We start from the raw sequence: 21483 nt of genomic DNA, 5'->3' as shown, positions 1-21483 counted from the left end.
GCCCGCCAAGCCGAGTTCAAGCCCGGAAAATATGGCGCCCTGCCCGATATTCATCGTGCCACGGCGATTAGATTGCGATATGAAACCCAAGCATACGTGCTTTGCGAAGAATGGGCTGCCTTTCATGATCGAATTGACCGTCAACGGCCAGAAACGTCAGATCGACGCTGATGGCGATACCCCCCTGCTGTGGGTGCTGCGCGACGACCTGGGGATGACCGGGACGAAATATGGCTGCGGCATCGCCCAATGCGGCGCCTGCTCGGTCATGATCGACGGCACCGTGACGCGCAGTTGCGTGACGCCGGTGGAAGCGGTCGCCAGCGCACAGATCACCACGATCGAGGCGGTAGAGGCCGATCCGGTGGGCGCCCGCGTGGTGGAAGCCTGGGTCAAGCACCAGGTGCCGCAGTGCGGCTATTGCCAATCGGGCCAGGTCATGGCGGCCACCTCGCTGCTCAAGCAGAAGGCCAAGCCCAGCGATGCCGATGTCGAAGCGGCAATGACCAACCTGTGCCGCTGCGGCACCTATAACGCGATCAAGGCGGCGGTGCGCGATGTGGCCGGTCTTGCTCCCGCGCAGGAGCACGGCGCATGACCGAATGGACCCCGCTTGATCCCGCGCTGGCCAAGGTGCTGCCAACCGGCGAGCCGGTAAACGTATCGCGCCGTGGCTTCCTCGGCGGCGCCAGCGCCGGCGCCCTGGTGATCGGCTTTGGCCTGCCGGTGGGCGCAGCCCGCGCGCAGGCAGCCGGCGCTGCCCCGGCGGTGGTGCCCGGCACCCGCGTGCCGGCATTCTTGGCGATCAACCCCGATGGCACGATCCGCCTGCAAAGCCCCTTCGCCGAAGGCGGCCAGGGGGTGTGGACCGCCATGGCCCAGATCGTGGGCGAAGAACTCGATGCAGATCCTGCCACCTTCGTGGTGGAAAACGCACCCACCGGGCCGGATTACCAGGTCATCAATGGCAAGATGCGGATCACCGGCGGATCGATGTCGGTGCGCAGCAGCTACGACACCATGCGCCGCCTTGGCGCATCGGCCCGCGCCATGTTGATCCAGGCCGCCGCGCAACGCCTGTCGGTGCCGGCCAGCGCGCTCAGCACCCAGCCCGGCCGCGTCGTGCACCAGGCCTCGGGCCGCAGCCTGAGCTATGCCGAACTGGCACCCCACGCGCTCGATCTGCCCGCGCCGACCACGCCGCCCACCCTCAAGGACCCGAAGGATTTCCGCTGGATCGGCAAGCCGCAGGCCCGGCTCGACGTGCGCGCCAAATCGACCGGCAAGGCGCAGTTCGCCATCGACAGCAAGGTCGACGGCATGCTCCACGCCGCCGTCCAGCATGCGCCGCGCCTGGGCCTCGCCGTTGGCAAAATCCGCAACGAGGCAGCCGTCAAGGCGATGAAGGGCGTGCATTCAGTGCATGTCCTCGATGGCGCGGTCGCCGTTGTCGCGCCGCGTTTCTGGCACGCGCGCCGCGCGGTGGAAGCCGCCCAGGTCGATTGGGTTGAGCCCACCGGGGCCAGCTATCGCCCAATGCCGGCCACCTTCTCCACGGCAGACCACGCCGCCCATCTCGCCACGGTGCAGGGCACCGAAGAAGTGGCCGAAAGCACCGGCGACGTTGCCAAGGCCTTTGCCGATGCCGGCGCCAAGGGCACGCTCAGCGCCACCTATCACAGCCAATACCTGAACCATGCCCAGCTTGAGCCGCCCTCGGCCCTGGCGCGGTTCAACGCCGATGGCACGCTCGACATGTGGTTCCCCAACCAGGCGCCCGACATGTTCCTGGCCGAAGTGGCCAAGGCGTCCGGACTGCCGCCGGAAAAGATCCGCATCCACTCGCCCCTGCTTGGCGGGTTCTTTGGCCGCCACTTCCTCTATCCCAAGGGCAATCCCTATCCCCAGGCGATCGAACTGGCCAAGCGCGTCAACGCCCCGGTCAAGCTGATCTGGACGCGCGAAGAGGAATTCCTGCGCGACCCGCTGCGCCCGATGGCCGCCGTGCGGTTTCGCGGCGTGGTCGATGCCAGCGGCATGCCCCTGGCGATCGAGGCGGTGAGCGCCACCGAAGGCCCGAGGGAGGGCATTGCCGACAAGCGCAGCGGGGAAATCGATCCCACCGCGCTCGAAGGGCTGGCGGGCAAGAGCTATGCCCTGCCCAACAAGCGCATTGCCCAGATCTTCGTCAAAAGCCCTACCACCGTGGCCTATTGGCGGTCGGTCGGCAATTCGATGAACGACTTCTTCTATGAAGCCTTCCTCGATGAACTGGCCGACAAGGGCGGGCAGGATCCCTATGCTGTGCGCTTGCACCTGCTCTCGGGCAACGCCCGCTTGACCACGCTGCTCAAAGCGGTGGTCGATCTGTCCGGCGGCTGGAAGCGCGGCCCGTTCACCGCGCCCGATGGCACCACCCGCGCCCGCGGCATGGCCATGGCCTCGCCCTTCGGCACGCAGACGGCGGCCATTGCCGAAGTCTCGATCGCCGATGGCCAGGTCAAGGTGCACGATGTGTGGCAGGCGATCGATCCGGGCAGCATCGTCAACCCCGCCATCATCACCGCGCAGGTCAATTCCGCCGTGGCGCTCGGCCTGTCGCAAGCCCTGATCGAGGAAGCCGCCTACAAGAACGGCGAACGCGTGGCGCGCAATTTCGATGGCTATCCGATCCTCACCCCCGATCGCATGCCGCGCGTGCACGTGCGCATTGTCGAAAGCGGGGAGAAGATGGGCGGCATCGGCGAGCCCGGCCTGCCCGCTGTGCCACCGGCCGTGGCCAATGCCGTGTCGCGCCTGCGCGGTCAGCGCGTGCGCACTCTGCCCATCGGCACGTTGAGCTGAAACAGGCGCGCCTGATTCTCAGCCAAAACGGGAAAGATCGAACGGCGCCAGCGACACAGCTGGCGCCGTTTCGTCGATCAGCGCCGTGATCAGGTGCGCGGTGGCCGGCGCCAGCGTCAGCCCCAGGTGCTGGTGGCCAAAGGCATAAAACAGATTGGCCGCGCGCGCTGAACGGCCGATCGCCGGCAGATAATCGGGCAGCGTCGGCCGGCAGCCCATCCAGCGCCGGAACGGCCCGGCCATCGGCAGGCCGAGTTCCGCCACATGACGCTCCAGCCTTTCCCACTTGCGCGGATCGGCCGGGGCATCGGGGTCGCCCAGTTCGACAAAGCTCGCCGCCTGCACGCTGTCGCGATACCGCGTGACGATCATCGCGCGCTGTTCGAACACCACCGGCGGCAGATCGGCCGGCCAAGCGCGCGCGTCGGCGCGGATGTGATAGCCGCGCTCGGCAATCATCGGCACCGCATGACCCAGGCCTTGCAAGATGGGCGCGGCACGCACGCCAGCGCAAACCAGCACGGTGTCAGCCCCCAGCCCCGGTATGTCTGCCCGACCATGCGCGATCGCCACTTGCGCGCGCTCGGCGTGCAGGCGTCCGCCGCGCGCCACAAAGGCATGGCGCAGCGCTTGGCGCAGCGCATCGAGATCGGCAATCTGCGCCGTACCGGCAAAGCGCACAGCGCCCGCCACCGGCTGCCCACACAGGGCGGAAAGGCGCGCGACATCCTCATAGGTGGCTCGCGCCACCCTTGCCGTGCCGGTCTGGGCCGCCTGCCATGCGGCACGGCCGGCAGCGGCAGCGTGGGCATCATGCCAGGCGACAAGATGTCCTTCTTCGCGCAGCAAGTCTGGGGTGCCGATCCGCGCCACCAGGTCACGCCAGGCCGGCAGGGCCTGCGCCATCAGCGGCGCCATGGCCGCACAGCCGGCATGAAAGCGCGCCGGGCGCGCCGCTGCCATCAGCCGCAGGCCGAACGGCAGCCATCGCCCGATGGCGCCCGGCGGAAAGGCCAGCGGCCCGCCCCGGGAAAACAGCCGGCCGGGCAAGGCGCGGATGGTGGCAGGCGACGCAAGTGGCTCGACCTGTTCGGTCGCGATATGCCCGGCGTTGCCCCACGATGCGGCTTGGCCCAGGCGATCGTCATCGATGATGGTGACGCTGTGCCCGGCCTCGACCAGCGCGATCCCCGCACAGAGGCCGACCACGCCGCCACCGACAATTCCGATCACCGCCACGACGACGCCACTCCCCCTTGCGCGCATCCCGCGCCAGGCACATTCACTCAGGTAACCTGGAAACCAGCCCAGAATGGATCATCGCGGTCAATCCAGATCGTATTGAAGCCGGTCGCCACAGCCGATCCCTCGATCGAAGGGATGATCGCGGGCTGGTCGCCCAATGTCACTGCCTGCTCCACCCGCCCGATAAAGCGCGAACAGATATAGCTTTCGTGCACGAAGGTATCGCCCACGCCCAGCTTGCCCTGCCCCGCCAGATGCGCCAGGCGCGCCGAGGTGCCGGTGCCGCAGGGGCTGCGGTCGATCGCCTTGTCACCATAGAACACGGCATTGCGCCCATCGGCGCCGTCATGCTTGGGCTGGTCGGTCCACAACACGTGGCTGACACCGCGAATGGTGGGATCGAGCGGATGCACCGGCTCGAACTGCGCGCGCACAGCCTCGCGCACGCGTTGCGACAGCGCCACGATCCGCGCCGCGCCCAGGTCGTCCAGGCCGGTATAGGCGCCCTGCGGCTCGACAATGGCGTAATAGTTGCCGCCATAGGCCACATCGACCGATAGCGCGCCGATGCCCTCCACCTCCACGGCTATGCCCCGCGCCGCCACATAGGATGGCACATTGGTGATCCGCACCGACGTGACCTTGGCGCCTTGTGCCTGGTAGGCGATCTCGATCGTGCCCGCTGGCACTTCCACCTTGAGGCGGCCAGGCACCGCCGGCTGGATCAGCCCATGTTCCAGGCCAAACGTGATGATACCGATCGTGCCATGGCCGCACATCGGCAGGCATCCGCTGGTCTCGATGAACAGGATGCCAATGTCGTTGGCCGGATCGACCGGCGGATAGAGAAACCCGCCCGACATCATGTCATGCCCGCGGGGTTCAAAGCACAGACCGGTACGGATCCAGTCGAAGCGCGCCAGGAAATCCTGCCGCCGTTCCGACATGGACGCGCCCTTGAGCAGCGGCGCTCCACCCGCCACCAGGCGCACGGGATTGCCGGCCGTGTGCCCATCGATGCAAAAGAACGTGTGGCGCATCGCCGCCCGCTCAGGCCAGCACGGGTTCGGCGCGCGTCGGGGTCAGATCGGGCCGGGTGGCAGCAGCCTTTTCGACCATGGCAATCACTTCGGCGCGGCGTGCACCCTCGAGCACATAGCGCGGCGGCAGCACCCGTTCCGAACCACGGCCCATCACCTGCTCGGCCAACTTGATCGACTGGACCAGGTCATGTTCGGCATCGAGATGCAGCAACGGCATGAACCAGCGATAGATTTCCAGGGCCTTGGCATGGTCTCCCCGCTGCATGGCATTGACCAGTTCCACCGATTCCCGGGGAAAGGCATTGGTCAGGCCAGACACCCAGCCCTGCGCGCCCAGGAACAGGCCTTCCAGCGCCACGTCGTCCAAGCCGGCAAACAGCACGTAGCGATCGCCGAAGGCATTGCGGAAATCGGTGAAGCGACGGGTATCGGGCGCCGATTCCTTCACCGCCACGATGTTGTCCACCTCGACCAGGGCCGCCAGCACATCCTTGTCGATCACGGTGCGATAGGCCGGGGGGTTGTTGTAGAGCATGATCGGCAGGTCCATGCTTTGCGCAACGCCCCGGAAATGGGCGACCAGTTCGTGCGGCTTGGGCACATAGACCATCGGCGGCAGCAGCATCACGCCATCCGCCCCAGCCTTCTGCGCAGCCCGCGCATAGCGCACGGCGCGGCGGGTGTCGTATTCCGAACAGCCGGTGATCACCGGCACGCGGCCATCGACCACTTCCACGATGGCGGAAAGAACCTGGACCTTCTCGTCGAATTCGAGAGAGTTGTTTTCCCCCACGGTGCCCAGCGCGATCACCCCGGTAACCCCGTCGCGGATCAGGTCGTCCACCACGCGCTGGGTGTCGGCCAAATCGATCGACAGGTCTTCGCGAACCTGCGTGGTGACTGCCGGGAACACGCCCTTCCAACCGATTGCCATCTATCGTCGTCCTGATCCTGCTTAGCTGCCAGATCGTATACGATATCATGGGGTGGTCGGCAATCGTGTCTTGCGCGGGTTACGCAGCAGGAGGTGCGCCAGACGCCAGAAAGGCCCCGTGCCTTGTTTGGCCGGGGCTGTTGTTATGTGTGTGAGGTGTAAGATGGTTGCGGGGGCAGGATTTATCCGGTCATTCAATAATCCACATATTATTGATTTTTTAAGAATATTCCAATTTCCTTGGACAATACCCCAATTTGTACCCCACTATCGGCCGGATCGTTGGAGCGCCCGAGATGCACGACGAAGCGCTGGCAGGGAACTCTGGCCGCAGGACAACCTCTGTTTCGCAACGTGTACGCTTATGCGTACCCCAGTGGCATTGCCCAAGCCGATCCTTGAGAGAAGGTCGATGCCGCGCTGAAGCCGATGCCGAAGAAAAGCCGCCAACCCGCAGTTACGGAGTTGCGCCGGATGCCGGCGAAGGTGGATGACCTGCCCCCCGCTGGTCCCGCGGTCATAACGAGAGTCCACCGGTTTGTGCTCTGCTACCCAACCTTGGACCGCTCGGGTCTAGAGTTTTCGGCCTGATCCGGGGCCGGAGGGCTGGTGGCTCCGGCCGGGTTTGCCAGCATGAGCGGGGGAATATTCCCGATCGCGCTGTGCGCTCTCTCTTCGTTGTAGTGTCTACGCCAGCGGTCCAGCTTCTCGCAAGCGTCTTCCAGCGACAGGAACCAGTGCGTGTTCACGCATTCGCTGCGTAGCTTGCTGTTGAACGCTTTGATGTAGGCGTTATCCGGCATGATGCATGTCGGTGACTCGTTCCTGAGGTCAGCACGACCTGCTAGGTTCTGCTGATCCGGGCCATGGGGCACCGGGAGCACGGAAAGTGCGGGCAGGCCGTCGCACAGACATGAGCTGCGAGCTCGAGGTCGTTATCTGGCCGCCCCTGCGACTAGCCCGGATGCGCTGCGAGCGCGGATCCGTAATTGTCGTGTCGCCCGCCAGCTCCCTGAACCTTGTTGGACCAAGGAGGAGGCTATGCGGATTGTCGGCATGGACATTCACCGGGTAGCGGCAGAGGCCGTGGCGCTGCTCGATGGTAAGTTGGTGAAGCTCGGCCGCATTCCCATGTTACGCGAGCGCCTGGCGGAGTTCGCTAGGACGCAGCTCACGCATGACGATCACGTCATCGTCGAGGCGACTGGCAACGCTGCAGCCGTGGTCGAGGTCCTTGCCCCGCACGTCGATCGCGTCGTCATCGCCAACCCGAAGCAGGTCAGACTGATTGCGCATGCCAAGGTCAAGACCGATGCGATCGATGCTGCGGTGTTGGCCAAGCTCTATGCATCGGGCTTCCTGCCGGAAGTTTGGGTTCCCGACGGAGCAACACTCGCCCTTCGACGACAGGTGGCCCGCCGCACCCAGCTGATCCGCCAGCGAGTGCGCCTGAAGAACCTCATCCAGTCGATCCTGCATGCCCATCTGATCCCGCCGTGCCCGCACGGCAACCTGACCGGCATAAGCGGCCGGAAGTGGATTGCTGCCCAACGCCTTCCCGAAGACGAACGCGCTGCCGTTCAACGTCACCTGGCCCAGATTGATCTCATCGAAGGGTCCCTCAAGGACGTAGAGGCCGATATAGCCAAAGTGGCCATGGCTGACCCGGCCATCCGACGCCTGATGACGCTACCCGGCGTCGATATGACCGTCGCATCCGGCGTAGCGGCCGCCATCGGCGATGTGCGACGCTTTAACGATCCCACGAAGTTGGTCGGCTACCTCGGATTGAACCCAAGTACGCGTCAGTCTGGTGAGGGGCCTGCCTATCATGGGCGGATAACCAAGCAGGGCCGGGGCCAGGCTCGCGGAATGCTCGTTGAAGCTGCATGGGCAGCAGCGCGTTCGCCGGGCCCGCTACGCGCATTCTTCCAGAGGGTAGCAGCCAAGAGGGGGAAGCCGATCGCCGCCGTCGCCACGGCACGCAAGCTCGCCATGATCATCTGGCATATGCTGACCAAAGGCGAGGACTACATCTGGGTGCGACCGGCGCCGCTGGCCCGCAAGTTCCGCAGCATCGAGCTCAAGGCAGGATTGCCGCCAGAGCACTCCAAGCGTGGTGCGGCCTACGATTACAACATCCCGGAGAGGCGGGCCGCCGAACGGGTGCGCGTTGAGGAGGCTGAGGAAGAGTACGCTGGCTTCACCTCGAGGTGGCGAGCCAAGCCTCGCAACCGGCCTCAGCGGGAGAAGAAAATGCCTGCACCTGCTTGAAAGGGCTTTTCTACAACATCCGTGTCGGTCAGTGCGGTGCGCCATTCGTCCGGACCCAAACCAACGGAGATGATCGAGCCGTAGGTCAGATTATCGTCATTGCTGACGATGGCGTCGATGAGTTCAGGGTGCTCGCCCAGGATGTCGGCGACATAATCGAGCATGAAGACATGGCGGACGGTGGGCATCAGGCAGCAGCCTTTGCTGCCGGCAGCAGCGGGCTCCAATTCCAGGGTAACAATTCGTCGAGCCGGTTGATCTTGTGATCGTTGATGCGCGCCAGCACGTCGGCAAGGTAGGCTTGCGGATCGAGGCCATTCATCTTGGCAGTTTCGATGATGGTCATTGCCCGCGCGAGAGTTTCGGCGCCGGTGTCGGCCCCGGCGAACAACCAGTTCTTTCTGCCGATTCCAATGGGTTTGAGCGCCCGTTCCGCCGCATTGTTGTCGATGGCGACGCGGCCATCCTCGAGGAACAAGCAGAAGGCCGGCCAGCGTGCGAGCGCGTAGCGGAAGGCATTGGCGAGGTCGCCCTTGATGGGAAGTCTGGTCAGTTGGGCCTGAGCCCATGCGTGGAAAGCCTCGACCCTGGGCTTGCTCTGGGCCTGACGCGTAGCGAGCCGATCGGCGGCGCTTTTCCCCATGATCTGCGCCTCGATATCGTAGAGGGCACCGATGCGATCGAGAGCCTCGCGGGCGATTGGCGACTTGGCACCGACCCACAGGTCATGGAAATCACGGCGCAGATGCGCCCAACACGCCGCCTCGCGGAATGGCGCGGTGCCATTAGGTCCCGGCGCGTAAAGTTTGGCATAGCCCTTGTACGCATCGGCCTGGAGGATACCGCGTGCATCGCGCAAGTGCGCGAGCACGTGTTCCTGCTTCCAGTCGGCGGCGAACTTGTAGGCGATACCTGGCGGGGCCAGCCCGGCCCACGGCCGCTGGTCGAGGACATAGGCCCAGATGCGCCCTTTGCGCACGCCTTTGCCGATTTGCCCGCCAACCCCGGCGGTGCGCAGGCTGCGATCGAGCACCCGGATCGGCGTATCGTCGGCATGCAGCAGGTCATGCGCCAGGACGTGACCCTCGATCCGCTCGATCAATGGCAGGATCAGCTTCATGGTACGCCCACACCAGTCGGCCATCGTGCTGTCGGGGATATCCGCGCCCATGCGCGCGAAGATCTCGTTCAGCCGGTACAGCGGCAGGTGATCATCGAACTTGGAGACCAGAATATACGCCAGCAACGAGGCGGTCGCCATGCTGCCAGGGATCGGCCGGCTCGATGCCGGCGCCTGCACCATCCGCTCGCAGGCGCGACAGGACTTCTTGATCCGCGCGATCTCGATGACCTTCAACCGGGCGGCGATCAGGTCCAGCATCTCGCTGACGTCCTCGCCGACCACGCGCAGGGTGCCGCCGCAATCGGGGCAGGCCGCACCGGGATCGAGTTCGCGGCGTTCGCGCGGGGTCTCGGCCGAGACGCGGGGACGGCGGCGCGGCGCCCGCGCTGCCGCCGCGGGCCGGGCCGGTTCGGGCGCGTCATCATCATCGCTTGCCGGGGCCAGACTGGCCTCGGCCCTGGCGATCAGCAGGCCTTCGAGCGCGAGTTCGAGTTGTTCGATCTCGCGCTCGACTTTCTCGGACTTTTTGCCGAACGCCTGCCGCTTGAGCTTGGCGATGCGCAATTGTAGGTCGGCGATATGTTGCTCGAAGACGCGCACCGTGGCCGACAAGGCGCTGTTCTGCGCCTGCAAAGCCGCCACCATCGCCTTGAGCGCGATGGGATCATCGGGCAGTGATGCGGCGATCGATGGCATGCCCACGGGATAGCAGAATTGTCGTCAATCCACCAGAAAAATACCCAAAATCAGCCTGATAGATCACCCAACGCGTGCCGGCGGCGCCCCCCATGACGGCCGCCGCCAGTCGATCCCTTCCCACAGCATGGCCAGTTGCGCCGAGGTCAGCCGCGCCACCGCATCGCCGCTGCCGGGCCAGGGAAACCGGCCCTTCTGCAGGATCTTGTAATAGAGGCAAAAACCCTGCCCGTCCCAGTAAAGCAACTTGATCCGATCGCCCTTGCGGCCGCGGAACGCAAAGACCGCGCCGCTGGCGGGGTTCTGCCGCAAGTGTTCCTGCGCCAGAACGGCAAGGCCCGTGATGCTCTTGCGCATATCAGTCGCGCCACACGCCAGATAGACCCGCGCGCCGGCGCCAGGCCCGATCACGCCGCCCCCAGCACGCGCAGCAACCGGCTCAGCTCGGCATCGCCGATCGTCTCGCGGCACCGTAGTTGCCGGCCGTTGCCCAGAATGATCGTCACCTCGGACGTCGACGCCTCGCACGTTGCGGGCCCACCCGCATCTGCGGGCACAGGCAGCAGCTCGACCGCCACAAACGCCTCGCCGCCGCGGCCAGGCCACACCCCCTTTTGCCGCAAATCCCGCCGCCACTGGTACAAATGCTGCCGCGTCACGTCGTGACGGCGCGCAACATCGCTCACCGTCCAGCCATCAATGCCAACCTCGGACAGGATCGACGCCTTCGCCGCATCCGACCAACGCCGCCGCCGTTCAACATTCAAAACCTCGAGCACCGCCACGCCGGCCTCCATCGCTCATGACGTACATAACGACGTCAATAACGACATGGCTTATCCATGCGAGGCGGTAGCAATCGGGCGGTTACCATCATGCCGGATAATGCCATCGACGAATTACGAAGCATGATCGCCGACGCACGGCGATCTCCTGACGAATGGGAGCAATTCCTGCAGGACCTTGTCTCCGATCCTGCCACCATCGAAATCGTCAAGGCCTACAAGCTGCGGTAACAATCGGGCGATTACTTTTCAGGTGGCAGAGCACTCCCAGCCAGGGAGAGATTACGGCGGAAAACTCTAACTCAAAACGATCCAGTTTTCCGGGATCAGATCAGCGCATCCCCAGCGCCCTTTATAGAGCAACCGTGGCGCTGTGGAATTTGTCCACGCCGCCTAGCCATAATAAAATTTGCAATAAAATATGTTCAGAACATTCTTACTGGGGAACGTAACCTAAAATTCCTTCGTACACGTAACCCGCATTTACACCCTCATCATATGTTTCGGTAGTCAGAAAATCTGTGGCACTGGAATTGTGAAATCGATATAGCGGAACCAATCCTGAAGAGGAGTTGTCAGCCGCATACCCAAAAGCCCCCTCATTACTCAAACCTTCACAGTTCTGCTGAACGGAAATTAAGCGAACCTGATTTGATGCGTTGTAGCAACGGTATAGTGGATGCATTCCAGATGCAGAGAACTTATAAACAAGGAAACCATATCCTTCAAATTTGAACCCAACATTGGCACCCTCTGGATAATAATTTGTATAGAAATGTGAAGGACCTTGATAAAATCTATAAACTAGTAAGCTTGCACCACTCGTATCAACTACAGTTATTACATTTCTATTTTCAGCTTGATCGTAACTATAAGCCTTTTGATTTCCACCAGAATTACCTTGATTTTCTGAATATATCAAACTCCCTTTCGAGTCATAGACATAAGACATATTTTGCGCCGCACTTGCATTATCAATGATATAACAATTAATTAAAACTACCAAAGCAGCGGTAAATTTCTTCATTCTTAATTCCTTTTATTTTGAAAAATTACATATTTTCGGGAAAGAAAAAATTTTAATTTAACTTTTTTCTCAATTTAACCTATATGCCAAAATTATTGCATTGGCACAGATGCGCCAGCGTAGGGATCGAATCCATTAGGAGACAATGCAGGTCTGTTTTGAGAAATCGCAGGCGGAGGTACGAACGTTGTATCTGTGCTGGCAGGCAACGCCGGATGCAGATTTCCGATGATACGAGCGCTGATCATCGGTGCGCCCAGCAACAGGAATATTCCCACAACAACCAAAGCTGCGCGCTGCAAGCGCAACCGTCCCTGAAACAGAGAGAGCCCGACCAAACTTATCGCTACAACACACAGCGCCGTTGCCAAGCTGCCAGACAACACTTCCCGCAGCCAATCTGCTACGACGCCAAAAGCTTGAATGTGGGCCGGTTCAAACAGTGACGCGGTTCCAGCGTTCATGTCCGATTGCTCCAAATGGCGGCGATATGCCGACGCCCCGCTATGCGTTCGAGTTGCACGATCACGTCGACGGTCGATTGCACATAATGGACGATGTTTTCCCAGCTCAATCGCGCGCCCGTCTGCAGAATTAGGAGCGCGAGTTGCTTGATGGCCCCTTCTGGACTGTCGGCATGGATTGTGCTCATCGAGCCAGGATGGCCGGTGTTGACTGTGCGCAGGAATGTATAAGCCTCGCGACCGCGCAGTTCGCCAACGATGATGCGATCGGGACGCATGCGCAAAGCTGCGTTGAGCAGATCGTCCGTGCTCACGGCAGCTTCGCGCAATTCGTTGCGCGCTGCCAGCAATCCAAGGCTGTTGGGCTGGTCCAGGGCGATTTCCGGCGTGTCCTCAATAGCAATCAAGCGCTCCTTGCTATCAATCTCCCGCATCAGCGCATTGAGGAATGTTGTTTTGCCCGTCGACGTGCCGCCTGAGATGAGAATGTTTCTCCGGGCTCTTACGGCCTGGCGCAATCGCGCTGCGTGACCACGTCCAACTTCATGGCCCCTGTCGGACGCCGTCGTTTGCCTTGAGCGAGTTGGCATAAGGCTATCGACCATGGGATAATTGTCCAGCGTCAAGCTCTGTATGACGTGGCGGCGGATAGCTAAAGCCACGCCAGTACGCGTTGCCGGCGGCATCACGACCTGAATACGCGAACCATCGGGCAGGCTCGCGGCCAGCAATGGATGCTCACGGCTGATGCCTTGGTTCGACCAGGCCGCTACCTGCCGAGCCATTCGCAGCAACGCAGCCTCGTCCAGGTCTGCCACTTCGTGCCGCTCGATTTTGCCACCCAGAGTTTCGGTCCAGACTTCGCCAGCCTGATTGACATAAATATCGGTCACGTCGCTCTGATTGAGGAACGGCGCTAGCGGCGCCAGCGACGCGGTCAGATAGTGTCCGGCCCGACCGTGCATATCACGGTCTCTCGTCTATCGACGAAAAATCCAGGTCACGGGCGACGAAGACGGAAACGCTCGCCCCCTGCTTGACCGTCACGGTGCTCCGCACGTTCGCTCCGCCGGTCGAGCCGGTGGTTGGCGTGGTTACCCCTGGCCAGCCGACGATATAAGTGCCGTCGGCCAGCTTGCTGGTAGCCACATTCATGCCAACGTTGAGTGCCGATTGGAGGATTGCCCCACCGTAGCGCTCCAGAAAGTGACTGTTGACCTTACCCTTGACCCCGGCACGGCCAAGCGTATCGGCCGAGGGCGATTGTAGCGCGATCGTCACGCCATCGGGACGGATCAGCCGTGTCCACCGGATCAAGGCGCGGCTTTGTCCGCTGGCGACATCGGACTGATATTCGCCGATGAGGCGGCTGCCACGCGGCACCAGCACTTGCGAGCCGTCAAATCCGCGCACATCGCGCGAGACGATGGCGCGGGCGAGGCCCGGCTTGGTCGTGTCCAAGGCCGTTTCAAGCACGCATTGGATCACGGAACCTTGCGTGACGGTGGTGGCGGGGTTGAGCAGGCGAGTGGCCTTGACGCGCTCGGGACCACTGGTCGGGCTTGCGCCTTCCCCCGCTGCGGATGGAGCCGAGGGTGCACTGGACGGTGGTGGCGGGGCATCGAACACAGTGGTCGGGCCCGTGACTGATGAACCGCCGGAGCCAGACGCAATCGGCGGGTGTAGCGGCGCGTTATCCCATCGCGTACGTGAAGGTGTTGCCGCAACGACCGATGGTGAGGTGGGAAGCATTGTTGGTTGCGCTGTCCCGATGGGCATCGCCGTTGCCGGAGGCATTGCCACGAGAGGTGCTGGTTGTGATTCGGCATAAGGCACCTGAAGATCGGGAAACGCGGTTCCGGGCACCGCCATGTCCTGCGGGGAAGCGCGGGTTGCCGGCGCGTTGAGCGCCTGGCGATGCGCGTCGAGTGTCATGAACAGCATTGCGCCGCCGACCATTGCCGCTGCGCCGAATGCCCAGATGCCAAGATTGCCAGACCGCACCGCAACCTGTGGCCGGATGTCGTCAGTGGCCATTGGCATTCTCCCCCGCCTTGGGACCGGTTATAGTCAGCCGCACGGCTACCGCCTTGTGCCGGTCTATCCGAAAGACCAACTCCGGCCAGACCCGATCGATGGTATAGGCACCATCGCGCATAAACCCGTCGATCGTCATTTCGCGACCGGTCTCGTCCACGGCAAAGACAGCCGGCAACGCCTTGTCTTCCGACCAGCGAATGTAGGTGCGCTGACCATCGTCCGCGATGGAATCAGGCTGAAGCGCCTTATCGCCCGTCACACGATAGCGCTGTGCCGCCGCTTTAGCTTTCGCAGCCTGCAATTGCGGGAGGAACTGGGCTTGCGGGGCGAACTGCCCTTGCGATTGCACAGGCGGCGGCGACGCATTGGCAACGACCGAGAAGCGCAGCATGGTCGCCGCGAACGCATCACTGGGTTCCAACTCGAGCAGATAAGTCCTGCGATCGGTCCGCACGATCATGGTGGTCATAACCGCGCTGGATAGAAACCGCACGGTAAGGCTGCCGGCATCGCGCGCCACGGTCACGGCCCATGGTCTGGCATCGGCCAAGGTCACATTGGTGATATGCTCGTCTTGTCCGAACTGCATGGTCAGCGGCGTGGCCGAGCCAACTCGGACATGGACCATCTCGTCGCGATGCCAGATGGCGGTCTGTATCCGGGAATCGCCCGCACTCGGCACAGGCCAGGCGCGGGCTTGCGCATAGGCGTTCATGGGCACTGCCAGCGCCAGGGTCAGCAGGCATAGTGCGCCGCGCGCGCTCATGGTTTTTTCGCCGAAGCGCCGGCCTTTGCCATCGGAATGACAGGCGGCGGCGCTGAGGTCGCCACGCCGGGTGTGGGCAGGGCAGCGGGCACAGTCGGAACTACCGTTGGTGCAGGCACCCTGAGCGAGGCAGGCGCCGTATCGGGAATGTTCTCGGCATCGCGCCGATAGCGCGTGACCTGGAAGCCGAGCGGATTGATCAGGCGATCCTGCACCGTCATCGGATCACCCGAATAGCGATAGCTGATCACCGCCGCCCAGTCCTGATCTGCCGCCGCAGAAGCCGCAAGATCGGCACGATGCGTGCGGAAGCGCACCAGCGATGTAGCCGGCCCGAGCGAAGACACGCTCTTTACCTGCACTTCGATCTGTGCGGTGCGCGGCAGCGACGCCAAAGGACTGGTGGGATTGGTCGCCTGCGTGGCGGCGATATAAGCGGCGCGCGCCTCGGGCGCAGACCACAGCGCAGTCTTGCGGTAGTTCGCCTTGATACTGCCCAGATCAAAGCTTTCGCGGGCGATCACATATTGCACCAGGAAAGACCGCGTCAGCGCAGCATCGGGAGCGATCGATTGGCGTTCCAACGGCTTGAGGGCTTCGACATAGCCGGTCTGGCGGTCGACCAGCAGCGTGTATGGCTCGACAGTCTTGAGCGGAGCCAAGGCAACCAGCGCAAACGCCTCGGCAATGGCGACGAACGAGGCTCCGCCCGCAACCCACCACGCGATACGCCGCGAACGCTGGTCGCGTGCATCGCGATCTTCAGCCCAGGTCGCTGCCTCGCGATAGTAGGCGTCCAGGTCTTTCTTGCGTTCCGGTTTCATCGTTTCCCATCTCGCCGCTGGCCTGCGGCCGTGACGCGGCGCGTAGCGCGCCGGTACGTTTCTCCAAGTGCGGGTTCACCAGCACGCACGGGTTGCGGCTCTCCAGTGCCGGAACCCGTGGCGGTACGTTCTCGCTCGACCAGGATCGGCACGCGCGCCGGTGGCGCGGCGCCGCCGCTAACTCCCACGCTGCTGCTTTCTGCCATCAAGAGGGCAGGACTATCGCTGACGGTGGTGCGTCCTGAGAAGCGGCCTCGTTGCCCGAAAATAGACGAGCCGAAAACATGCGATCGTGTTTCGCCCGCCACGGCCGGTTGCATATCGGCCCATCCCCGCTGAAACGCCACGCGTCCCAGGATGCTGATCAGTATCAACGCTGCGATGGCGAACGAAAGGGTGATGACCAGCAGTTCGGTAGGCGCTGCGGGCGTGGCATAACCCGCATCGCGCAATTGCAGCGCGCCGGCCAGCCAAGGCTCGAGCACGGCAAGTTCAGCAGCATAGACCACCGTCAAGCCTAGTGACCCGATCAGGCATAGGACCAGACCGCGCGCCCAGCCGGCGAAAAGACCGCGCGTCGCTCCAAGCCATAGCGCCCCGGCCATCACAGGTGCCAGTGCGAGGAGCAACCCCGCAACGAGGCGAATGGCTACCAGCGGCCCCAAAGTGCCGACCAGAAAGGCCACCCTCGCCCACCCCAGGGCGGGATGGTCGTCGAGGGCAATCGCCTTGAACGTCGTGCCACCGTCCGCGACCGGAGCATAGACTTCGCGCCCGGTGCCTTGCGTAGTCAGCGCCATGATCCCGTCGTCGGCCGCCTGAAGCCGCATGGCCATGCCCTGCCCCATGCCCGGCAGCTGGTTGTCGACATGCAAACCGGCTGCCAGTTCGGCCGGGCCATGCAGCACCAAATCATAGATCACGATGCGGAACGCAGGCCAACTGGCCGCCAGCGTAAGGGCAATGCCGACCTTGAGCGACGTGCCGATTAGATCGCTGCCGGACACGCCACACCCCGCCAGCAAGCGGATCGCAAACGTCGCGATGAGCAAAGTGAGCAAAGTCGTGACAACCGTTTGCCCCAGGCCACCCGGTTGAGCCAGGGACTGGAACCCAACCGAACCCAATGTCGTCGCCTGGCAATCCACATGCGCCAGCATCGAGGAAAGAAACTGCTGGCCGGTGGTGACGGAAGGGCAAGCCATCGCTCAAGCCGCCCTTTCCAGCAAAGGCGCCAGCCAATCCTGCGGATCGTCGCCCAGATCACTGCGCAAGGCGTCCAACAGGCGCACATTGGCTTCCCGCCCTGACAGGATCGTGAGGATATCCTTCTGCCCTGAGAGATCGAGCCGCGCCACCACACTGTCGTTACCGTGCTTGATCAGGAAACAGCGCTGGCTGTCAGGCATCGCGCGGATCAGGTCGAACTCGTGCTGGGTCAGGCCAAAGCCGCCGATGTAGTCCTCGGCCCGCGCCTTGGGATTGACCATGAAGATCTGCGTCGCCGCCTGCTCGATGATCGCGCTGGCGATGCGGCTTTCCAGGGCATCCTGCGCGCTTTGCGTGGCAAAGCCGACGATGCCGTTGCGCTTGCGGATGGTTTTTTCCCAATCCTTGATGCGGCGCACGAAGACTTCATCGTCCAAGGCTTTCCAGCCTTCATCGACCACGATGATCGCGGGCGATCCGTCGAGCCGCTCTTCCACGCGGTGGAAGAAGTAGAGCAAGGCCGGCGTGCGCAGCACCGGATCGTCGAGGATCGCAGTCATGTCAAAGCCGACGGTTTCCGCCGCCAGATCGGTGCGGTCCTCGGGATTGTCGAACAGCCAGGCGCGCTCGCCATCGCCCCACCAGGGCCGCAGACGGGACCACAGATCGCGGGCGTGCGGACGGGCATAGCCGCGGAACAGTTCGACCAGATATTGCAGCCGCCGGAATTCTGCAGGCTGGGCAAAGTTGGCGTCGATCGCCGCGCGCACCGCTTCGGCTTCCTCGGCATCGATCCCGCCGGCCAGCAGCGTGATCCATTCGGTCAGGAATGCCCGATTGACCGCCGTATCGGGCAATTGCAGCGGATTGAGCCCGGATGGCAACCCTGCGCGCAGTTGATCGTACTGCCCGCCGATGGCGCGGATGAACAGTTCGGCACCGCGATCCTTGTCGAAGAAGATAATGCGCGGCGTAAACTTGCGCGCCTGGGCAAGCAGGAAATTGAGCACCACCGTCTTGCCCGAGCCCGAGGGGCCGATGATTGTGAAATTGCCCAGGTCGTTCTGGTGGAAATTGAAGAAATAGGGCCCGGCCGCCGTCGTCTCGAACAGGGTGACGGCATCGCCCCAATGATTGCCCTTGGCCTGGCCAACGGGGAAATTGTGCAGGCTGGCAAGCCCCGCATAGTTCCGCGCCGAGACCAGCGCGCGCCGGCCGATATAGCGGAAATTGCCGGGGAACTGTGCCCAGAACGTGGGCTCGAGCGCGATATCCTCGCGTACGCCGACCATGCCGAGATCGCCCAACACCGCGAGCACTTCGGCCACCTGCTTGTCGAGCGTGGCCAGGTTCTCGGCATAGAGCACAATCGTCGCATGATGCTCGCCGAAGGTTGCCCGGCCGGCCGCGACCTCGTCCTTCGCCACGCGCAATTCCTCGCGCAGGCTGACGGCTTCATCCTCGGTCGAACGCATGCGCCGCAGCGCCAGGTTCATCCGCCCGAGGGTTTCCTGTCGATCGACAAAAGCGAAGGACTGGCTGACGGTCATGTCGAATGGCAGGCGATAGAGTTCGTCGAACATGCCGGGCATGCTTTGCCCCGGATAATCCTTGATCGAGACCACCGCGCCGAACAGCCTCGCCTGGTCTCCGGCCTGACCTAGTTCGAACGCATCCTGGCCAAAGCTCACGCGGCGGTACGGCAGATAATGGCCGATATCGCCTTGCGGCAGACCGACCGGGCGTAGATCGCCGTTGTAGAGGCAGGAGAGGAATTCCAGTGGCTCGGAGCGGAAGCCAACGGGGGTATCGTAGACCCGCAACAATTTGGGGCTATAGCTGGAAAGCGCCGCCATCAAGGCATCGCGCGCCGCATCGAGTTGGCGCACTTCGCCGGCGACCTGCGCGCTGGTGCCGCCTGCCTGCTTCTGCCTCTGCAATATGCCGCCCAAGCGCTCGAACATGCCAAGCCGGCCACGGACGGGACGGCGCACAATCGTCAAGAATAGCTCGTTGACGTAAAGTTCGCGGGTTTCGAGCAGATTGCTCCAGCGTACGTGGAGATCCTGGGAAAACGCGTCGCCGAACTGCGCATCCAGATCGGGCTGTACCTTGCGGCGAATGACATGGTGATAGACGGCGAACCGCGACGACCCGATCGCGCGCAGCATCGCGTCGCGCATCTCGGCGCGATAGTTGATGTCCTGCGTATCGGCCGTCTCGAATAGCAAGCCACCCAAGCGGATCGTCTGCATCAGCAGACCGTCGCGCGTCTCGATCGTGACATCGTCGACATGCCGCCCATAGGGCAGATGCACGCCTGCCGAGGCCTCACGCGCAATAACTTTGGGATCGACCGTCAGGGGCGGTAGGAGTTGCATTGCCACAGCTTATGATTGTGCACCCGTGGACACCGGCTGACGCGCAGAATCCACAGCTCGAGGAAGCGCGGCTCATGCCGGCACAGCACCATTCCTGCCAGATGGACCGCCACACAAGCCAGCAATGCCAGAACGGACCGAAAAATCAGGAAAAGCTCGGCACACAGGATGCCGTTGATGACGAAGAAGCTGTAGGTCACCCCGGCAAACATCTGCGGCCGCGTGAGCGCGACAAACACCGTGTCACGGCGGAGGTTGCCCGACACGACGGATCAATACTGCCCTGCGGTCGCTGCAGCGCGGATACCCCCGACGATGCTGGCTGCACCGAACAAGATGAAGCAGCCGAGCACCACGACAGCGCCGTGACGCCAGTTGATACGTCCAGTCAGCATGCCGAAGCCAACGGCCGCAATGGCGATCACAGCAACGACGGTAGCCACGGTCCCCATCAATGTCCCTTGCAACCAACTCACCGCCGATATGAGCACGCCCGAACCCTGTGGATCTCCCGGCACGGCAGCCAGAGCCCGCTGCCCAAGCAGCATCACGAAAACAGCCAACGCAAAGCCAAAGCATTCCATCTGACGCGTCATATTCGTCCCCATTTACCCTGTTGATGACACCCCTTGAAGAAAAGCAATATCTGTCCGACAAAGGGAGACGCTCATAGCAAGATTTACCTCACCCAAGATTTTTACGACACTGATCGCCCCACAAAGCTGGACGCCTTCGCGTAAAAGTTTGACCTGAAAGTCGGACGCCTAGGCAAGAACGGTCAAGCCGTGAATTTTCGGAGACTCCGCGAAATTCTAGGTGTCTGACGAAGATTATTTTAACCAAGATCTAGAATACGCCTCATAAAATCAAAAGCAATTATCTCCGAAAGCAGAAACGGATAATATATTATATAACTATTTATTTCATATAATGAAAAATAAATGACGATCGCGGCATTCAACGTTATGACAGCAAACATAAACAATGAAAACCAAATTTTTCTGATAAATTTCTTATAAATTAGGCAAAATGACACCAAACTAATACTCAACAAAAAAAATACTTTTGGCCATTTGCTATAAAAGTATACACAAAGAATGCTGTATAATCCATACAGGACAGCAACTGATATGATGGCTTGTATGCCAAGATAATTATCGTTGGAAAATATTTTTCGAATGATTTTCATCATCACTTCCCCGCAAGACAGTTCTCATAATCTTCCTTGGCGCTCATAGCGTCTTTGATTGTTTGCGCTCCAGCCAGCAGAGCACCAACTACAGGAACAGCCTTCGCAGCGATTGACCCCTCCTTGGTTGCAAAGCCGACCATTGTAATTGCATAACCGCCGCCTGCAACGCCCAGAGCTCCTTTGTTAACGGTGGCCGCCGAGTAAATTATTGCCCCAGCGGCAAAACCTAGCTGCGTTAAGGCCAGCCCTTGAGAAAATCCTGGGACGGCGCTGGCAACAGTTCCACCAATATCTAGCCCAAGACCAAGCCCGACTTTAGCCGCACAAAACGTTCGACTTTGCCAAAAATTCTTGTTCCCACTTTGGCGTAATCCAGCACTAAAATTAGATGAAAGGCTGAGACTTGATATCGAAATTACTCCGCCAGAAACCGAAATTTTTCCCTTAATTGCTGTGACAACAATAGGCTTGTAGAAACTTGATGAATTTGCCTTATCGATATCATTTGCTGGAATAGCACCACCACCTCCTCCTGTTGAACCGCCTGTAGAATCGCCACTCCCGCTATCTTGGCTTCCATTCACGACGATGTCCACAAGCCCACTGGGATCTGTACCATTAACCGGATCTCCGCCG

At 61.9% G+C, this 21483-nt stretch carries 22 protein-coding genes and 1 pseudogene; 4 read left to right on the top strand and 19 right to left on the bottom strand.

What is annotated here, in order from left to right:
* Positions 1–124 precede the first annotated feature (124 nt).
* On the top strand, positions 125–598 hold the full coding sequence (locus IP65_RS19390; protein ID WP_197279290.1) for a (2Fe-2S)-binding protein: 474 nt from the start codon (positions 125–127) through the stop codon (positions 596–598).
* Positions 595–2844, top strand: a complete 2250-nt coding sequence (locus IP65_RS19385) for a xanthine dehydrogenase family protein molybdopterin-binding subunit (protein ID WP_054132724.1) — start codon at positions 595–597, stop codon at positions 2842–2844. The genes IP65_RS19390 and IP65_RS19385 overlap by 4 nt, the downstream gene beginning before the upstream one ends.
* Before the next feature lie 18 nt (positions 2845–2862).
* Here IP65_RS19385 and IP65_RS19380 read toward each other — a convergent pair whose 3' ends face one another.
* From IP65_RS19380 to IP65_RS22040, 4 genes and pseudogenes are all read right to left on the bottom strand, one after another.
* Positions 2863–4083, bottom strand: coding sequence for an FAD-binding oxidoreductase (locus IP65_RS19380; RefSeq protein ID WP_231627810.1), 1221 nt, complete (start codon positions 4081–4083; stop codon positions 2863–2865).
* Positions 4084–4130: 47 nt separating this feature from the next.
* Positions 4131–5129 (bottom strand): 4-hydroxyproline epimerase, encoded by a 999-nt coding sequence (locus IP65_RS19375; RefSeq protein ID WP_054132722.1) that lies wholly within the window; start codon positions 5127–5129, stop codon positions 4131–4133.
* Positions 5130–5139: 10 nt separating this feature from the next.
* Positions 5140–6066 (bottom strand): dihydrodipicolinate synthase family protein, encoded by a 927-nt coding sequence (locus IP65_RS19370; protein WP_022678381.1) that lies wholly within the window; start codon positions 6064–6066, stop codon positions 5140–5142.
* Between the two features lie 548 nt (positions 6067–6614).
* Positions 6615–6863, bottom strand: a pseudogene (locus IP65_RS22040) (transposase); the annotation flags it as partial.
* Between the two features lie 244 nt (positions 6864–7107).
* On the opposite strand from IP65_RS22040, the gene IP65_RS19360 reads away from it, so the two are divergent.
* Positions 7108–8340, top strand: a complete 1233-nt coding sequence (locus tag IP65_RS19360) for an IS110 family transposase (RefSeq protein WP_169042067.1) — start codon at positions 7108–7110, stop codon at positions 8338–8340.
* On the opposite strand, the gene IP65_RS19355 is transcribed toward IP65_RS19360, so the two are convergent.
* The 4 genes from IP65_RS19355 to IP65_RS19340 all read right to left on the bottom strand — a co-directional run bounded on the left by IP65_RS19355 (position 8307) and on the right by IP65_RS19340 (position 10944).
* Positions 8307–8528, bottom strand: coding sequence for a hypothetical protein (locus IP65_RS19355; protein WP_054132721.1), 222 nt, complete (start codon positions 8526–8528; stop codon positions 8307–8309). The genes IP65_RS19360 and IP65_RS19355 overlap by 34 nt on opposite strands.
* Positions 8528–10159 (bottom strand): IS66 family transposase, encoded by a 1632-nt coding sequence (locus tag IP65_RS19350; protein ID WP_054132720.1) that lies wholly within the window; start codon positions 10157–10159, stop codon positions 8528–8530. Before IP65_RS19350 ends, IP65_RS19355 begins: the two co-directional genes overlap by 1 nt.
* A gap of 63 nt (positions 10160–10222) precedes the next feature.
* Positions 10223–10570, bottom strand: coding sequence for an IS66 family insertion sequence element accessory protein TnpB (gene tnpB / locus IP65_RS19345; protein ID WP_054132719.1), 348 nt, complete (start codon positions 10568–10570; stop codon positions 10223–10225).
* Positions 10567–10944: a transposase gene (locus IP65_RS19340; RefSeq protein ID WP_169042068.1), complete on the bottom strand. Its 378-nt coding sequence runs from the start codon at positions 10942–10944 to the stop codon at positions 10567–10569. Before IP65_RS19340 ends, tnpB begins: the two co-directional genes overlap by 4 nt.
* Positions 10945–11034: 90 nt before the next feature.
* Here IP65_RS19340 and IP65_RS21525 point away from each other — a divergent pair, with 90 nt between their 5' ends.
* Positions 11035–11175 (top strand): hypothetical protein, encoded by a 141-nt coding sequence (locus IP65_RS21525; RefSeq protein ID WP_156306760.1) that lies wholly within the window; start codon positions 11035–11037, stop codon positions 11173–11175.
* Between the two features lie 205 nt (positions 11176–11380).
* Here IP65_RS21525 and IP65_RS21520 read toward each other — a convergent pair whose 3' ends face one another.
* The 11 genes from IP65_RS21520 to IP65_RS21510 form a co-directional block, all read right to left on the bottom strand.
* The gene (locus IP65_RS21520; RefSeq protein ID WP_156306757.1) at positions 11381–11971 is read right to left on the bottom strand and encodes a hypothetical protein; all 591 of its coding nucleotides are present in this window, start codon (positions 11969–11971) and stop codon (positions 11381–11383) included.
* A gap of 92 nt (positions 11972–12063) precedes the next feature.
* Positions 12064–12435, bottom strand: coding sequence for a TrbC/VirB2 family protein (locus IP65_RS21515; RefSeq protein WP_156306755.1), 372 nt, complete (start codon positions 12433–12435; stop codon positions 12064–12066).
* Positions 12432–13400 (bottom strand): P-type DNA transfer ATPase VirB11, encoded by a 969-nt coding sequence (gene virB11 / locus IP65_RS19335; RefSeq protein WP_054132717.1) that lies wholly within the window; start codon positions 13398–13400, stop codon positions 12432–12434. The genes IP65_RS21515 and virB11 overlap by 4 nt, the downstream gene beginning before the upstream one ends.
* A gap of 1 nt (position 13401) precedes the next feature.
* The gene (locus IP65_RS21035; protein WP_169042069.1) at positions 13402–14472 is read right to left on the bottom strand and encodes a TrbI/VirB10 family protein; all 1071 of its coding nucleotides are present in this window, start codon (positions 14470–14472) and stop codon (positions 13402–13404) included.
* A complete protein-coding gene (locus IP65_RS19325; protein WP_054132715.1) occupies positions 14462–15241 on the bottom strand; it encodes a TrbG/VirB9 family P-type conjugative transfer protein in 780 nt (259 codons plus the stop codon). The genes IP65_RS21035 and IP65_RS19325 overlap by 11 nt, the downstream gene beginning before the upstream one ends.
* On the bottom strand, positions 15238–16065 hold the full coding sequence (locus tag IP65_RS19320) for a virB8 family protein (protein ID WP_082350268.1): 828 nt from the start codon (positions 16063–16065) through the stop codon (positions 15238–15240). The genes IP65_RS19325 and IP65_RS19320 overlap by 4 nt, the downstream gene beginning before the upstream one ends.
* The gene (locus IP65_RS19315) at positions 16062–17225 is read right to left on the bottom strand and encodes a type IV secretion system protein (protein ID WP_169042070.1); all 1164 of its coding nucleotides are present in this window, start codon (positions 17223–17225) and stop codon (positions 16062–16064) included. The genes IP65_RS19320 and IP65_RS19315 overlap by 4 nt, the downstream gene beginning before the upstream one ends.
* A gap of 48 nt (positions 17226–17273) precedes the next feature.
* A complete protein-coding gene (locus IP65_RS19310; RefSeq protein ID WP_054132713.1) occupies positions 17274–19655 on the bottom strand; it encodes a VirB4 family type IV secretion/conjugal transfer ATPase in 2382 nt (793 codons plus the stop codon).
* Complete coding sequence (locus tag IP65_RS19305; RefSeq protein ID WP_054132732.1) at positions 19634–19867, bottom strand: type IV secretion system protein VirB3; 234 nt, start codon at positions 19865–19867, stop codon at positions 19634–19636. The genes IP65_RS19310 and IP65_RS19305 overlap by 22 nt, the downstream gene beginning before the upstream one ends.
* Before the next feature lie 60 nt (positions 19868–19927).
* Positions 19928–20251, bottom strand: coding sequence for a TrbC/VirB2 family protein (locus IP65_RS19300; protein WP_255352228.1), 324 nt, complete (start codon positions 20249–20251; stop codon positions 19928–19930).
* A 595-nt stretch (positions 20252–20846) separates the two neighbouring features.
* On the bottom strand, positions 20847–21483 hold a 637-nt coding region (locus tag IP65_RS21510; RefSeq protein WP_231627808.1), incomplete at its 5' end, for a hypothetical protein.

The sequence above is a fragment of the Novosphingobium sp. AAP1 genome (assembly GCF_001295765.1).
GTDB classification, from domain to species: Bacteria; Pseudomonadota; Alphaproteobacteria; order Sphingomonadales; family Sphingomonadaceae; genus Novosphingobium; species Novosphingobium capsulatum.
The sequence above is the reverse complement of the archived record's forward strand: the minus strand, read 5'-3'. Positions and strand labels throughout refer to the sequence as shown.